Here is a 14,368-nt window from a genome sequence, read left to right as displayed (position 1 = left end):
GGCAGGCTGCGTCGATTGCAGGTGCGGCGGCTTCGGCTGGGCCGGTCACGCAGACGATGGCTCCGGCGTTGGCGGCGTCGAGCAGCGCATCAGCGAGGGTGTCGGCCTCGATCGCGCTGCTGCTGCGGTCCGCGGTTGCGGTGCCCGAGTCCGGGCCGAGGTCAGGGAGCGGCGCGGTGGCGGGGACCGGTTCGGCGGGCGATGGGAGCTCGGCTTGGGTCCGGGCGGCAGGGACCGTGCCCGGGCTCTGTTCGTCGGCCGGGGCGTTGGTCTGCGGGGGCAGCGGGGTGTCGGCGGTCACCGGCTGCTGCTCCAAGGCGGGGAGCAGCCATTGGGCCACCACCTGCTCCAGCAGCTCGTAGGCCCGCTGGGCTCGCTCGCTGCCGCTGCCGCCGAATGCCGAGCGGGGGGCGGTGAGCAGGGTGTGCCAGTGCGCGCCGGTCGTCCGGCGGCTGGCGGCTGCGCTGAGTGCTTGGCGCAGGGGGCGTCCGGGCTTGGTGGCCAGTGATCCGCGCGCGGGATGCACCAGCGCGTACGCGGGACGGGTCAGCTGGTTGCGGAGACCGAGAGGAATCTCCTTCCAGAGGGGGTCGGTGGGCGCGGGCAGCACGAGGCCGGCCGCAGCACCGGTTGCTTCGCTCCGTGGCTCGGGGGGCGGGGCATCCGTGGCGGTATCGGGCAGCGCGGGCGCAGCGGCTTCAGCCGCAGCGGCCGGGGCAGGGGTGGCCGGTTGGTCCAGGGCTGGGCGCAGGTACTGGTCCACCACCCGTTCGAGCGCCTCGTAGAGGTCCTGGGCGCGGGCGCTGCGCGTGCCGCCGAACGCGGTGCGGGGGGAGGTGAGCAGCGTGCGCCAGTGCTCGCCGAGCAGCGCGCCCGGTGTGGTGGCCCGTCGCAGCGCTTGCTGCAGCTCGCGTCCGCCTTCGGCGGCGAGGGCGCCACGGGGCGGGCTGACCAGATCGTGGGCGGGCATGATCAGGGCGGAGGCCAGCTTCTGCGGGATCGCGGCCCACAGTGCGTCGTCGGGCGGGGGCAGGACCAGTCCGGCTGCCGCCCCGCCACGAGCCGCCCCGGGGGCTCCGCTGGTGTCGGGAAGCGGGGTCGCGGTCTGCTGCCCGGGGGCGGCGGAGCTGCGGGGGGACTGCGGGTCCGGGGACGACACCGATGGCTCCAGGGTGCGGAGGAAGCTGGACGAGGCGTAGCGGCGCGTGGCGCGGTGGGGCGCCGGCAGCAGTGCGGGCGTGCCCGGGGCAGGTTGCGACGGCGTGGCCATGCTGGCCCCGGCGACATCCATCCGGGAAGGTGTAACGCTGAGAGTCTAGCAAGCCCGGTACAAGTCTGGTGCTGGATTTTGTAACGAGATCGGGTGAATCCCGGGCTGCGGGGTCGTTCAGTCGGTGGCGGGCTCGTAGCCTTCGACGTCGTCCACCAGGTGCGCTTCGTCGTCGCGGACGAACTCCTCGTACGTGCGCTGCACCGCGTCGCGGTGGCGGTCCACGTCGAACTCGCAGGCCCAGTTGGCGGTGCCCTCGGAGAACGCCGGCGCGGTCAGTGCGTCGATGGCGTGCTGATCGCCGTCGTTGACCTGGTGGGACTCGGTGATGGTGAGGGTGTGGTCGCCGTCCCAGCGGCCGATGAGCAGGGTTGACACGGGGTTTCTCCTCGGGGCGGGCGGGGTGATCAGCAGTAGGGGCTGGCGACGAGCACGTACGAGCGGCCGTTCACGCTGACCGTGGTGAAGGGCCCGTCCGCCGCGACGGCGTCAGCGAGCTGCGCCAGGCTGTCGTCCTGCTGGAGGGCTGCCTGGAGGTAGGCCGTGCCGTCGCCGTACGAGGGCTCTTCGATCTGCCAGCCTTCGAGGTGGAACTGAACGCCGTTGATGGTGATCTGGGTGACGACGCGGGCCCAGACGCCGCCTTCCTGGCCTTCGTCGCCGATCGCTTCCCAGGCCGAGGCAGGCACGTCAAGGTTGAGGGTCATGTGGTTCTCCCGGTACGGGTGCAGAGCTGGACTGTGGCGCGGGCCGTGCGGTGGGCGGTCAGGTTGAGCTGGTGAGCTGCTGGACGGCGTTGATCTCGGCGTCGAGGCTGGCGCGGGTGGCTGCGATCTTCGCCTGGGCGGTGCGCAGCCTCCGGCGGGTGCTCTGGAGCTGCTGGGCCTGGCGCTTCTCCAGGGCGGTGAGCCGGTCGACCTGGGCCTGCTGGTGCTCGACCTGTTCGACCCGGATGACCACGCGCGGGCGGTGGGGGCTGGCCGTGCGCTTGTCGCCGCCGCTCTTGCTGTTGAGCCGGGCCTGGGCGAAGGCCAGGAACTCCGTGCGCACGACGTACTTGGTGCGCCGCTCGGTGGAACCGGTCAGGAGAACGAGGGCGGGAAAGCTGGAGTGCCGGGCGGCCCAGTTGGAGACGGCGGCCCGGGTGACCCCGACCAGCCGCGCGCCTTCGGCGAGGTGGACCAACTCGCCCTCGCGGCCCTGGTATTCGGGCCTGAGCCATTCAACGGCTTCCACGGAACTCCTTTGTGACGGTGACGGGATTGGTACTGGTCGGCGCTCCAGGCCGACGGATGATGCGCTGGCTGAGCGGCCGTGGCGGTGTCTCAGCTCGACCAGGCGACCGAGAACGAGCTCTGGTTGACCGGGAAGCCCCCGAGGCGGATCTCGATGCTGCTCGTGTTCTGGCTGCTGAGGATCTGGGTGAGGTTCCGGCGGACGTCGGCCCGCACGCTCTCGTCGCTGCGGGACTCGGTGAGCATGTCGATGAGGTCCAGCGGGGCGGCTTTCGCGTCCTCCTCGGTACGGAACGCCTCCCGGTCGAGGAAGGCCGAGGTGGTGTAGTCGCGGTAGTCGAAGTCCTGGACGTTCACGACGACGACGGCGCCGTCGTAGAGGTACCGGCGGAAGTGCGGGTCGCTGTCGTACCGGTGCGAGCCGGTGAGGTCGAGGCCCATGGGTGGTCTCCTTCTGATCGCAGTTGCTTGGGCCCGATGCCCTGCCGTGTAGGCGCCGGGCCTGTCGGCGAGTTCGTGCCGCCGTGGGCAGCGCCGTGCGCGGCGCAGCGGAGTCAGGTGCTTGGGCCGCCTCGGGTCGCGTGGCCCGTCCGGCACCCCCAACAAGAACCACTTTACATGGTCAATGCTCATATTGCAATGCACGTTGCTCGCTCTGGTCCCGGGGCCACTGAGTCCGTGTCGGGCTGGGGGACACTGCTGGCATGAGCTCACCGACCCCTCACTGGGTGGAGATCGAGACCCCTTCGACGGGCACCGTCGTCTCCGGCAGCAGCCGCCACCCCGCCCCCGAGCCCTTCTGCTGCGTCGGCGGTGCCCTCGACCTGCCGGCCCACATCGCCCGTGCCGCCTCCGCCCACCACGAGGCCGGCCACGCGGTGCTCGCCCTCGCGCTGGGGGTGCACATCCCGGCGGTGAGCATCGGCACCGAGGCGGGCCTGTCCGCTTGCGGGCACCAGCGGGGCTTCGGCGGGGCGAACGAGGGGGTGCGGGACCAACTGGTTCATGCCCGGCTCGGCAGCGCTCTGGTCGTGCTCGCCGCCGGTGTCCGCGCCGAGCTGATGTGGCTTCGGGAGAACGGCGTGGATCTGCCTGCGACCCGCGCCTGGGCGGTCGAGGTCGGCGGCCTGGGCGACCAGGTCATCGCCGACTGGCTGCTCAGCCTCTACGGGCACCGGCTGGAGCACGGCACCGGCCACGACCTCTACGACTACTGGCAGCACGAGGCGGTAGCCGACGCCGCGTTGGCGGCGGCCTGGGGGAAGGTCGGCGTGGTGGCCGCCGCACTCCTGGAGCGCGATCGGATCACCGGCGACGAGGCTGCCGCCCTGATCGGACTGACCAACCCTCCCGCAGCCCCGGTTCCGCGATAGCCACGGCCGAGACGGCGCTCCCATGGCCTTCGCGGAGGTGTGGAGTACCCGGCCACCGACCGGGATCCAGCCGGCCGATCCTGTGCTGAGTGCCGTCCCCGCACCCGGGAATGATCAGGATGTCATCGGTCGCCGCGCCCTCGAACGCCCCGGAGCTTGGTTCGGCCACTTGTCGCCCAGCCGGAGCGCAGGGGGCGGTACTGTCGTGTCCACCAAGTCCAAGGGGGGCGGGTGTCCGACGCAGACCTGACGATCGTCACCTTCAACTCGCTCTTCGGCGGGTGGACCGATTTCGGGTTCGGCGAACCGTTGCGCCGAGGCGCCATGGTCGAGTTCCTGCGCGGCCTTCAGCCGGACATATTGTGTCTGCAGGAGCTCAACGGCTACGACCTGCTGGGCCGACGCAGGCTTCACCAACTGGTGAACGACCTTGACCTGACCCGTGGGTTCCTCGCCGAGGCGAACGAGACCACCTCGGGCCACCGGTTCCACAGCGCGATCCTGCTCTCGGACCAGGTTCGTGTCGAAGCCGAGGGAGCCGACCGTACCCGGTACCACCACGTGCTCGGATGGGCCAAGCTCAGGCTGTCGGGCCTGCCGGGGATGCTTCTTGAGCTGCGCAACGTCCACCTGGACCCGTTCGACCCGTCGAACCGTGCCCGCGAGGTCGCTCCGTTCGAAGTTCTCGCTGCACCTGGCGTGCTGAGTATCGTGGCGGGCGACGCGAACACCATCGGCGCCGACTTCCCCGAGCCCGAGTGGGGGGTGCTGCCGCCCCACCTGCTCAACGGCCATCTGCGCTCCCCCAGCGACAGCTGCTCGTCCGAGTCCGACCGGGAGGCTGTGGCACTGCTTCGCCGCGCCGGGTTCGTCGACTCGGCCACCGCCACCGGCAACGGCTCCGTGCCGACCGCGGCGTTCGAGGCCGGCGACGTCCCGCGCCGCCAGGACCTGGTCCTGCTCTCGCCCGCACTGGCACCCGCCCTGACGGGCTACACGGTTCACCGCGAGCCGGTCGACCTGGGATTCTCCGACCACTGCGCCGTCGGCATCACGCTCAGCCCCAACCGCCTGTCATTGGAGACGCCCTGATGGACAGCAGGAATCTGTGGTACCTGGCCGGCCAGCAGGCCGAGCGGTACTCCCCCGCCGAGGACTACCCTGCCCGGCGCTGGGGCCAGGCGGTCCGCGAGGCAGCCTCCCTGATCGAGCCCGGGCTGCCCGAGCACTACAGCTACGGCCCCTTCGTACCGGCCCTGGACGTTCTCGCCCTCGCTCTCTTCAGCCGGGAAGACTTCGACCCGGGCCACAATCCTGCCCCGCACGTGATCGCTGACATGCTGGCCGCGCCCGACGCGGAGGAGCAGATCCGCGACGGCCTGGCCGCGCGCGGTCACACCGCCTCCGATGATCCACTGCTAGCGATGCTCTCCCACCTGACTCACCAGAAGCAGTGGGATCCCAGCTGGGACGCCCTCCCGTCCTTCGAGCAGCCTTACCCCGGCACTGCCTTCCGTTGGGCTGTCGGCTGGGCCGACTACTGGCTGCGGAACCGCGCGCTCCAGGCGGGCTGACCGACGATGGCCGGTGCTGTCAGCTTCCGGCTCCGGCCTGCCGGGCGGCGACGGGGCCGGGTTCAGGCCGGGGGCTGGTCGAAAGCGTGCAGGATGACGTCGATGATGGCGCGCACGGCGCTCCAGTCGCCTTCGGGATCGGTCCCGGCAGCGGCCAGCGCGGCGTCGCACTTGCGCTCGAAGCGGTCCTGCATGGCCTTCTTGTCCTTCGACGCGAACCCTCCGGCGCCAGCGGCGTTGAGCGGCAGCGGGACCAGCCGGCCGTCGGGGCCGGTGAGGATGTCGCGGCCCAGGTAGAGCTCCAGCGTCCCGGCACTGCCGTTGACGTCCGCGGGCACCGGCGCGCTCGCGCCGGGCGGGAGGGTGGGGTAGGCGGCCAGCAGCTGCAGCGGCGGGTAGTGCAGGATGCGGCAGTGGCCGGGCACGCCCTTCGCCTTGAGTTTGGCCAGGGCCTGGTGGGCCGGGCGGTCGTTGTCGGCCAGGGCGATGAAGCGGTTGGCCACCCCGGCGGCGATGAACGTGGTGGTGGTCTTGGCCAGGGCGCTCACGCCGCCCTCGGGGCGCCCGGAGGCCGGCAGGTCGAAGTCGAGGAAGCTCACGAAGCCGGACAGGTGGGGGTGGGTCACGCGCATCGCCTTGGTCAGCAGCCGGGCGTCGGTGGCGCCCTCGGTCAGGACCAGCAGCGGGCTCAGCTCCCGGCCGGCGGACAACTGCTCGCCGCGGGCGTCGGCGGCCCGCGCCTTGTCCATGTCGTACGGGAAGCAGCAGCCGCCCGTCAGCTGGCTCAGGTCCAGGTCCACCACCGCGGCCTCGGGTGCTCGATCGACCAGCAGGCGCAGCATGGTGCGCCTGCTCATCCGGATGAAGACGGTGTCCAGGAAGCCGTCGTCCAGCAGCGCGCCGCGCAGGTCGTACGGCAGCGCGATGCTCTTCGTGATCATCTCCAGGACGTCCTCGGCACTGGGCACGGGCCCCTTCCAGCCGTCCGGGGGGCCGGGGTCGGGACGGCTCCAGCGGGCGAGTTCCTGCTCGAGGTCGTAGCGGGCCTGGTCGGCGGTCATGCCCTGTGCCTGCAGGCGGTCGCGCAGAGCCCGCGGGGTGGAGCGGTAGCCGAACCACCAGTCGTCGGCCTCGTCGGCCTCGTCCTCCCTCTGCGGGCGCGGCACGTGGTGACGCTCGGCTTCGGTGAACAGCGCGAGGAGGTCGTCGGTGCCGGCGATGACCGCGCAGCCCGCGATCCTCAGCCAGGGGTAGTGGCCCATCGCACGAGCGTGGCACGGGCGACCGGCGGCGTGCACCCGGAATTTCCGGTGCCGGCACCTGGCAGGCCGGACGTCGCTCGGGAGGCGCTTCCCGGAGGCGACCGTGCCCGCCGCGGAGAACGACTCAGCGGCCGGGGTCGGGCCCGCGGTCCGTGCGCCGGACCGGGCCGGCGCGAGTGGCCGGTTCGATCATCGGGGCATCGGTGCAGGTCAACCCGATTGTTCGTGGAAGGATGGGCGGCCCCGGCTCCGGCCGACGAGCGAAGGAGTACGCCGGATGAAGAGCAAGAACCCTCCCAGCCGTGCCGGCGATCCCGAGCGGGCATGGGCCGAGGAGGTCGTAGGCCGGCTGCGGCTCGCTCCCTCCACCGACCTCGACGGCATGGTCAAGGCCGTCGCCCGTCACCTCGGCCGTCCGCTCGTCCTTGCGGAGGTCGAGGGCTGCGCCACGAACGGCAAGCTGGAGGACCGCGGCGGCATCACCACCATCTGCGTCCCGGGCTCCGCACTCGCCTGGGATCGGCGGCGCATCGTGTGCCGGGGCTTGGCTCGTGCCATCTACCGGGCGCCCGGCGCGCGCGACGGCCGCCCGGACTACCGGCACCCCGTCGAGAGGGAGGTCGAGTTCGCCGCGATGGCTCTGGTTAACCACCTTCGGGGCCCGTGGAGCCGAGAATCCGCCTGACCTCCGGGCCTGGTCCGGCCGACCCGCCCCCTGAGGCTCAGTCGCCGTGGAGAACCACGGTCAGTGCGCAGAACAGAGCTGGCGCGAGGGTGCGTGCCGCCCGCTGGGCGTCCGGGTCGGTGAAGCCCGCAGGGTGGGCGTTCACCAGGGCCAGGGCCTGGTCGACGCCGGTGGAGTCGACGTCGAAGGCACGCGCGAGTTCGTCGAGGTGGGCGCGGGCGGCCGGCTCGACGAGTTCGGGGCCGGCGTCGCAGGGGAAGCCGGTTGCGAGCAGGTCTACCCGCCAGTGGGCCGGATCGGTGCGCAGTTCGGTGACGACGGCGTGGCCGACGCGGGGGTGGCGGTGGGCGACGTACGACTCGAACGCCAGCATCTGCTGGGCTCGGCTTCGGGCGTCGAGGCGGGGGTCGTGGTCGGTGCCAGGGTGGGCGGCAAGGTAGCTGGCGGTGGCCTGGTCCCACCGTTGCTGCTGGCGCGGGTCGGGGAACCCGCCGGGCAGGGGCGGCATCAGGCCGGTGGTCTCGGTGGCGTGCGCGGTGGCGGCGGAGAACAGCGGCGGGGCGATGGTGGCGCGCTCGGTCATCCGCTGCGCGTGGGTGAGCCAGCCGTCGTCCGGGAGCGGGCGGCCGAAGGCGTCGGTTCGCTGGCGGGACCGGGCTGCGGCTTCGTTCTCGTCCTGGAAGGCCGCCATGATCGCGGCCTGGACCGAATCCATGGCGATCACCTGGCCGGCGCGGGTCAGGACGCTCAGGCCCAGCGCGGTCGCCTCGCGGACCGTCGCCAGGCCGGTCGATGACCTCCAGGCCCAGTCCTCGGCTGGGCTCGGCACGGTGGCTTGGGGCAGGGCCAGGATCTCGCGCAGGATGTCGGCCGCGGTGCGCCGCTCGGCCACGCCCGCGCCGATGAGGTCGGCGATCTCGCCCAACGGCGTCCCCAACGGGATGCCGCCGATCCAGGCCCCGGCGCGGGCCCCGAACGCGGCGAAGTCGGCCGCATCGTGGTCGTCGAAGCCGTGGGCGCCGGCGAAAAGCGCCATGGCGGGGATGATGTGGCCCGGCATGCTCCAGTGCGACAGTCGACGCAGGCCCAGGCGCAGCGCGTCATGGGGCGTCTCGTCCCAGGGGACGTTCAGGTCCACCCTGGCCAGGCGGAGCAGGTCGACCAGTTCGCCGGTGTCGGCAGCCGGGCCTGCCGGTGCGGCGCCGAGGAGGGTGTCCAGGTCCGAGAGGGCGCGGCTGTCGGTACTGCGCGGGCGCAGCTCAGCGGGCAGCGGGCGGCGGCAGGCCATGGCGGGGTCGGCGGCCAGGTAGCGGGCGAAGGCGAGGTGGAAGCCGGAGGTGTCGACAGGCTGGCCCTGCTCGGCAGCGAAGCCGGCGGCGCGGCGGACCAGGTCCTCGACGCCCTCCCACGAGGTGGTGGGGCGCAGCCGGTCCAACCAGCCGTCGCGGCCGTTGGCCAAGGTGGCCTCGCCGTCGTCGGGGACGTAGCCCGGTTCGCAGGCCGCTCCGATGTACAGCAGGTCCAGGGGGTCGGCCCGGTGGAGCCAAACGGGCATCTGCCCGGACACCAGGTACTTGCCGTAGGTGTACATGCCCATGGAGTAGCAGCTGGCCACGCTGTGCTCGCCGCTGCCGGGCAGGATGGCCTCCGGGCTCGCCGGCTCGCGGCGGGCGGGACGTCCTGTCCGACGGTCGCGCTTCGCCCTGCTCGCCTTGCCCATGAGGCTCCCTCCCCTTGTCGCAGCGCCAACTCTAGGCAGCTGGGAGGCCTTGCGGGGCCGGATAGCGGGGCCGCTCCCCGCTACGGGTGAAGGGTGGTCAGCAGCGGTCGGATTCGTGTGCGATTCGCACTCGGAGCGATCAGCAGCGGTCGCTGCCCTGGCCCGGGACGGCCGCGGGGTGCCCTGGGACTGCTCGGGCTTGTGCACCGTGTGGGTGAGGCGCAGCTCGAGGTCGGAGCGCGGTGGTGGAGGCACTCCTGGCTGGCGTTGGTGCAGGCGGCCCAGGCCGTGCGGAGCAGATTGTCTTGATCACGCCGAGTGCCTGCTCAGTCGCCTCGGCCGTCGCGCGCGGGACTCGCGCACGGGGAGGAACATCTTCTGCCAGTGGAGGAGTTGCCGGGAGACCTCCGTCCAGGCCTGGTGCTCGGGAAGGCCCGCGTCCTCGACCAGCGCGTGCACCTGGAGCGCCCTCCTCAGGGCGTCGCGGCCGCGGCCGTCCCGGAGCGCTGCCTTCATCCGCTCCACCAGTTCGCCGCCCTGGTCGCCGGCGCGGCGCTGCGCGGTGACGACGACCGGCACGACCTCGCCGACGAGACGGGTGAGGTGCTCGTCCGAGCGCATTCCCCACCGGATCTTGGGCCAGATCCGGCCTGCCAGGAGGAAGGCGGCCAAGACCAACAATCCATGAAGGAGAGCAAGCCACCGCGGGCCGGTGCCCGAGACGAATCCGAGGGCGGTGTAGAGCAGTGGCAGGCACTGCCCGATCCCGAAGGCGATGGTGGCGTTGAGCAGCTTCAAGATCCCGGAGATCGGCGTTGAGAGGTCCAGGCCACGGCCGCCGAGCTCCCTCGCGAAAGCAACGCTGAGGCAGAGAGCGGCGCTGAGCCACCCGACGGTGATGGTGATGCCCAGCAGGACCATGCCGCTCGCTCTCTTCGCTGGCCGGAACCGTTGCCGAATCGGACGCTGCACTGTACCGAGTGATGCCGACAGGCTTGTGTCTGCCGGCCTGCGTCCACCTCGGCCGTCCCCTCGTTGTTGCGGAGGTTGATGGGCGCGCCACGAACGGCAAGCTGGAGGACCGGGCGGGATCACCACCATCTGTGTTCCGGCTCCGCGCCCGCCTGGGACCGCCGACGCATCGTGTGCCGCGGCGTGGCTCGCGCTATCTACCGGGCGCCCGGCTCGCGCGACGGCCGCCCGGGACCTACGGGCGCCGGGGCTACTCGGGCTTGTGCACCGTGTGGGTGGGGCGCAGCTCGAGGTCGGGGTAGCGGCGGTACTGGGACTTGAGTGGGATGTCGCGGTGGTGGGGGCACTCCTGGCCGGCGTCGCTGTAGCGGCGGTGCTCACCACGGGGCGCGAAGCAGTGGTTCTGAGTTCCCTTGGTCTGGATCATGACACCGAACTGCGGCTCGGGCCGGGGCGCGGGCAGCACCGGCGGGTCGGCGGGCCGAGTCGCCGGGGGGCGCGGGATGTCCCGGTCGGTGACGACGCTGACGGTGTCGGTGCGCGGCGTCGGCTTCTTCCTCCCCCTCCTGGTCTTGGTGCGGGTGTCGGGTCGCGCGACCCGGATCTCCTGGACGACCGCGGCGACGTCGCGCGGGGCGGGGTCGGTGAGGCGGTCCCAGACGGCCAGGAGGGTGCGCAGCCACGAGAGCAGGCTGGTGGCCGGGGTGTCCTCGGGCAGGTGCGCGCCGATGGGCACCACCGTCTCCGCCCGCCAGGCGAGCGGCACGTCGTTGTCCGGGTGGGCGGCGTAGAAAGTCACCCACAGCCACTCCCGGGGCGACGTCGCCACCAGGCCCGCGAGGTGCTCCTCGCCCTGGTGGGCCGTGCTGGTGGAGGTGCCGTGGAAGTAGGCCTGCCGCTGCTGCTGGTCGGGGTGGGGGTGCTGGTGCCTCCACACGGGCCGGTCGAAGGGGATCGTGTCATTGGCCGGCCGGGCGCCGTGGTGCGGTTCCCAGCCGGCGCTCCACGGGCCCCAGGACACGGCGACGATCGGCTGGTCGGCAAGGGCGGCGATCGGGAGGGCGAAGGCCATGAACCCGGTGCGCGCGGGGATGCGGTCCCAGGTGACCGGCAGGTGCCGCGGCTCGTCCCGCTCGGCGGTGGCGAGCCGGGTCAGACGGGGGTTCAGGTGGTAGACCCGGCCGTTCTCGAGGCGGCGGGTCTCCTGGCCGATGACGATCTGGGCTGCGGTGAGCCTGGACGCGACCGCGGGAGTGAGCGTCATGCGGTCCACGCCGCCGGCCAGGCGCACCGCGGTCTCCGGGGAGGAGAGGTGCCGCAGCATGCGGTTGCGCCAGCGCGGGACGCGGGAGGCGACCTGCTGCTCGTAGCCGAAGTCGGCGGGGTCGCCCTCGTAGCCTCGGCCGCCGGGGACCGGTTGCGGCGGCAGGACGAGACCGGCGGGGGCCTGGGACGGAGAGAATCCGTCGGTGTCGGTCTGCCGGTGCCCGGGGTCGGGTCGGTGGTCCAGGCTGGCCATGCACAGCGCGGCCAGCTCGGCGGCGATGCGCAGCGCCGGGGCTTCCAGCTGCGGGGCGTCGGCGAAGCCTTTGCGCAGGACGGCCATCGTGGCGCCCTGGTGGCCTCGGCCGGCGATCTGGGCCGTGGCGGACTCGAGGAGTTCGACGGTCGCGCGGGAGGTCTCCCACGTCGGGGCATCCGGGTCCCCGGCCCGGGCGGTGCGCTCCTGGAAGCGCTCGCGGTCCGCGGTGCCGGACAGGTCCAGCAGGTTCGGGCACCCATCCGGTCGGCGTGCGTCGTCCGGGCAGGCCCGGTTGACGTTCGACAGCAGGGTGCCGACCACGTTGGGGACCAGCTTGCTGGTCTTCACGACCTCGGTGACTGCGGCGACCAGCTCCCGGTCCCAGGTCCGGGTGCCCTCCATCAGCAGGGTGATGAAGTCGAGCATCCGCTCGTCGTCCTCGTCGCGATGCTCCGCGGCGCGGATCTTGTGGACGAGGGCGTTCAGGCCTTCGACGCGGGCCCTGTCCGCCGGTTCCTGGCCCGGTCCGGCACCGTTGATCCGACGTGCCTCCCGGCCGATGCGGTCCGCGGCGGCGCGCTGCAGCTCCTCCAGATCGACCCCGTCGCGGCGGACCTCCTCCAGGACGTGCTCGACGTCGCCCCTACCGGTGATCTTGTCGAGGTAGGAGGCGAGCCGCCTGCTCTCCGCGAGCGCGTCGGCCGCCGTGCCGTGCAGGACGGGGACGCACGCCTCGGTGAGCAGGCGCAGCACCACGCCGGAGACATCCCGGTCGCGGCCAAACTCCTCGGTGTACACCTTCCGGGCCTCGTGCTCGCGGTCGGCGTCGGGCAGGGGGTGGACGAGCGTGGCGGCCCTCTGCATCACCTCGCGGGCCCGGCCGCCCATCAGGCGCACGTAGGCGGGATCTGCGCCCAGGGGGTTGTCGGCGAGGTGCAGCTGCGCCAGGTCCTGCGGACGGGTCAGGGTCAGGGCGCCCATGTCGGGAGCGCCGCCGGTCAGCCGGTCCGCGCGCGCGGCGTTGCGTACCAGTGCGGTGGTGAGCACCGCGGCGACGCCCGCGTCCAGTCCGCCGGTCCGTGCCTGCTCGATCAGGCTGAGGAGGTCCCTGTCGTTGTCGGCGGCGGCGGTCTCGACGAGGTCGCTGACGAGCCTTGCGGTCTCGCTGCCGGCGTCCTGGGTCGCGGCGGGGAGCGGGCGGAGCTTGGCGGACGGCAACGGTGGGTTTCCTCACGATGTCCAGGAGGGCCGGGACCTCCATTGTGGATGATGACCCGTCAGGTTGGTTGCCGATGACCGGTGCTGACCGCCTCCGGATCCGGCCGGTCAGGCGCCCCCGGTCGCGGGCCCGGCTGCTGGCGCACCGCGGGCGGTAGGCTCACCGGGCTGCGGGATCTGAGCACGTCAAGGGATTGGGAAGAGGGGGCGCGGTGGGTAGCGCGTTGGTGATCGAGACGGACGGGTCCGTGCGCGACACGGTCCTGCCGGTGGGGGCCGAGGAGCGGCGAGCCGCGATCCGCGAGCTGGTGGGCGGCTACGCGGACCAGGGCCGGTACCACCCCGAGGTGCTGCTGCACGTCGCGAGTGACGGGAGTCCGCAGCCGAACCTGCTCGCCTGGGCGCTGGCGTCGGCGTGGAGAGGCCTGGACATCCCCTACCTCCTGTACGGCACCGTCGTGGTGACCAGCGCCGTGGGCGGCGCGGACCTGCCCCCGGGCATGGCTTCGCACGTGCATGCCGCTGGTGAGGCCGTGTCGGTGATCGCCTGGGAGTGGCGCAGCCGGCGCCCGGCCTCGGACGAGGCGGCGAGGGCCGAGCTGATCGCGGGCGTCCGGCACAGCCTCTCCAGCGTGGCCTGACGACGTCCGCGTCGCGGTCGGACGGTCAGTCGGCCTGGCGTGCCGACGCGGAGTCGTGGAGCTGGAGGCCGGCCGCAGCGAGCGCCAGCGCCATCGAGGACGCGCTGAGGAACTCGCCCTGCGAGACGTTCGTGCGGGACGCCGCGGTGGCGGCGGTCATCAGGACCGCCCCGATCGTGGCGTCGTCCAGCTCGATCCGGCTCTCGCTCAGCGCAGCGGTGACCGCCGCGACGACGGGATCGAGCACCACCGGCGGGCAGACCGCCATGTCGGCGCGAATCGACTCCGCCAGGTCTGTCAGCTCAACGTCCATGGCTCACATTCCATCACCTGGGGCGGACAACCCTTGGCGGGCTGCGGCATTACACGGCCACGTGGTCGGCTTCGAGCGCTACACGGGCGGAGTGCTGCTGCTCCAGGGCGCGGCGCAGGTGCCACAAGACGACCGCCGAGGCGGGCCGCCGCCTTGATGCTGTCGGCGGCGGCGAGCAGTTCCCTGCCCCCGCCGGCTGACCCAGGGCCGAGCCGGCCCGCGGCGAGATCGAACAGGTCGGCGAGCTCACCGACACCGGGGTCGTCGGGAACCGTCTCGCCCCACGAGGAGGCCGCCGCGCCGAGCTCGTCGATCCAGCGCTGGCGGCGGTCCGCCGCGCTCTGCGCCTGTACACCGTTCCTCACCCTGGCATCGTCTCCCAGTTCGCCGCGCGGTGTGCGGGATTCCACGAGATCGCCGTGCTCAGGCGTCGGTGGGGCGCAGCGACCGGCGCCAGCCCGGCGGCCGCCTCAGGGCAGGGATTCAGGCCGCGTCGATGTCCTGACCGTCCGGGTGGTGGTCGTCGCGGTAGCCGTGCCGGAGGATCTGGTCGATCTCGTCAGCCAGCGCGCCGGGGTCCTGC

At 72.5% G+C, this 14,368-nt stretch carries 15 protein-coding genes; 5 read left to right on the top strand and 10 right to left on the bottom strand.

All coding sequences use genetic code 11. From position 1 onward, the window contains the following. The 5 genes from BMY61_RS42905 to BMY61_RS42885 all read right to left on the bottom strand — a co-directional run. On the bottom strand, window positions 1-1,291 hold a 1,291-nt coding region (locus BMY61_RS42905), incomplete at its 3' end, for a hypothetical protein (protein ID WP_218162009.1). A 96-nt stretch (window positions 1,292-1,387) separates the two neighbouring features. After that, window positions 1,388-1,648: a hypothetical protein gene (locus tag BMY61_RS42900; protein WP_042449682.1), complete on the bottom strand. Its 261-nt coding sequence runs from the start codon at window positions 1,646-1,648 to the stop codon at window positions 1,388-1,390. Between the two features lie 29 nt (window positions 1,649-1,677). After that, window positions 1,678-1,977, bottom strand: a complete 300-nt coding sequence (locus BMY61_RS42895; protein ID WP_042449680.1) for a hypothetical protein — start codon at window positions 1,975-1,977, stop codon at window positions 1,678-1,680. Between the two features lie 58 nt (window positions 1,978-2,035). Further along, window positions 2,036-2,506 (bottom strand): hypothetical protein, encoded by a 471-nt coding sequence (locus tag BMY61_RS46920; protein WP_161791275.1) that lies wholly within the window; start codon window positions 2,504-2,506, stop codon window positions 2,036-2,038. Between the two features lie 89 nt (window positions 2,507-2,595). Continuing rightward, window positions 2,596-2,946 carry a hypothetical protein gene (locus BMY61_RS42885; protein WP_042449676.1) on the bottom strand — a complete coding sequence of 117 codons (351 nt, stop codon included), beginning with the start codon at window positions 2,944-2,946 and terminating at the stop codon, window positions 2,596-2,598. 263 nt (window positions 2,947-3,209) lie between these two features. On the opposite strand from BMY61_RS42885, the gene BMY61_RS42880 reads away from it, so the two are divergent. From BMY61_RS42880 to BMY61_RS42870, 3 genes are all read left to right on the top strand, one after another. Then, window positions 3,210-3,878 carry a hypothetical protein gene (locus BMY61_RS42880; protein WP_143094827.1) on the top strand — a complete coding sequence of 223 codons (669 nt, stop codon included), beginning with the start codon at window positions 3,210-3,212 and terminating at the stop codon, window positions 3,876-3,878. A 231-nt stretch (window positions 3,879-4,109) separates the two neighbouring features. Next, entirely contained in the window at window positions 4,110-4,970 is an 861-nt protein-coding gene (locus tag BMY61_RS42875) for an endonuclease/exonuclease/phosphatase family protein (RefSeq protein WP_042449673.1), read from the top strand. Further along, the gene (locus BMY61_RS42870; RefSeq protein WP_042449668.1) at window positions 4,970-5,452 is read left to right on the top strand and encodes a hypothetical protein; all 483 of its coding nucleotides are present in this window, start codon (window positions 4,970-4,972) and stop codon (window positions 5,450-5,452) included. The genes BMY61_RS42875 and BMY61_RS42870 overlap by 1 nt, the downstream gene beginning before the upstream one ends. A 62-nt stretch (window positions 5,453-5,514) precedes the next feature. On the opposite strand, the gene BMY61_RS42865 is transcribed toward BMY61_RS42870, so the two are convergent. Continuing rightward, on the bottom strand, window positions 5,515-6,714 hold the full coding sequence (locus BMY61_RS42865) for a hypothetical protein (RefSeq protein WP_042449666.1): 1,200 nt from the start codon (window positions 6,712-6,714) through the stop codon (window positions 5,515-5,517). A 277-nt stretch (window positions 6,715-6,991) separates the two neighbouring features. On the opposite strand from BMY61_RS42865, the gene BMY61_RS42860 reads away from it, so the two are divergent. Beyond that, the gene (locus BMY61_RS42860; protein ID WP_042449664.1) at window positions 6,992-7,399 is read left to right on the top strand and encodes a hypothetical protein; all 408 of its coding nucleotides are present in this window, start codon (window positions 6,992-6,994) and stop codon (window positions 7,397-7,399) included. A 37-nt stretch (window positions 7,400-7,436) separates the two neighbouring features. On the opposite strand, the gene BMY61_RS42855 is transcribed toward BMY61_RS42860, so the two are convergent. The 3 genes from BMY61_RS42855 to BMY61_RS42845 form a co-directional block, all read right to left on the bottom strand. After that, the gene (locus BMY61_RS42855) at window positions 7,437-9,119 is read right to left on the bottom strand and encodes a hypothetical protein (RefSeq protein WP_042449659.1); all 1,683 of its coding nucleotides are present in this window, start codon (window positions 9,117-9,119) and stop codon (window positions 7,437-7,439) included. 309 nt (window positions 9,120-9,428) lie between these two features. Continuing rightward, window positions 9,429-10,040 carry a hypothetical protein gene (locus BMY61_RS42850; protein WP_042449657.1) on the bottom strand — a complete coding sequence of 204 codons (612 nt, stop codon included), beginning with the start codon at window positions 10,038-10,040 and terminating at the stop codon, window positions 9,429-9,431. Between the two features lie 301 nt (window positions 10,041-10,341). Continuing rightward, window positions 10,342-12,831: a hypothetical protein gene (locus tag BMY61_RS42845; RefSeq protein ID WP_042449656.1), complete on the bottom strand. Its 2,490-nt coding sequence runs from the start codon at window positions 12,829-12,831 to the stop codon at window positions 10,342-10,344. 212 nt (window positions 12,832-13,043) lie between these two features. On the opposite strand from BMY61_RS42845, the gene BMY61_RS42840 reads away from it, so the two are divergent. Beyond that, window positions 13,044-13,472: a hypothetical protein gene (locus tag BMY61_RS42840; protein WP_143094826.1), complete on the top strand. Its 429-nt coding sequence runs from the start codon at window positions 13,044-13,046 to the stop codon at window positions 13,470-13,472. A 25-nt stretch (window positions 13,473-13,497) separates the two neighbouring features. Here the strand turns inward: BMY61_RS42840 and BMY61_RS42835 are convergent, their stop codons facing one another. Beyond that, window positions 13,498-13,785: a hypothetical protein gene (locus BMY61_RS42835; RefSeq protein ID WP_042449652.1), complete on the bottom strand. Its 288-nt coding sequence runs from the start codon at window positions 13,783-13,785 to the stop codon at window positions 13,498-13,500. Window positions 13,786-14,368: the final 583 nt, after the last annotated feature.

The sequence above is a fragment of the Streptacidiphilus jiangxiensis genome (assembly GCF_900109465.1).
GTDB classification, from domain to species: Bacteria; Actinomycetota; Actinomycetes; order Streptomycetales; family Streptomycetaceae; genus Streptacidiphilus; species Streptacidiphilus jiangxiensis.
The sequence above is the reverse complement of the archived record's forward strand: the minus strand, read 5'-3'. Positions and strand labels throughout refer to the sequence as shown.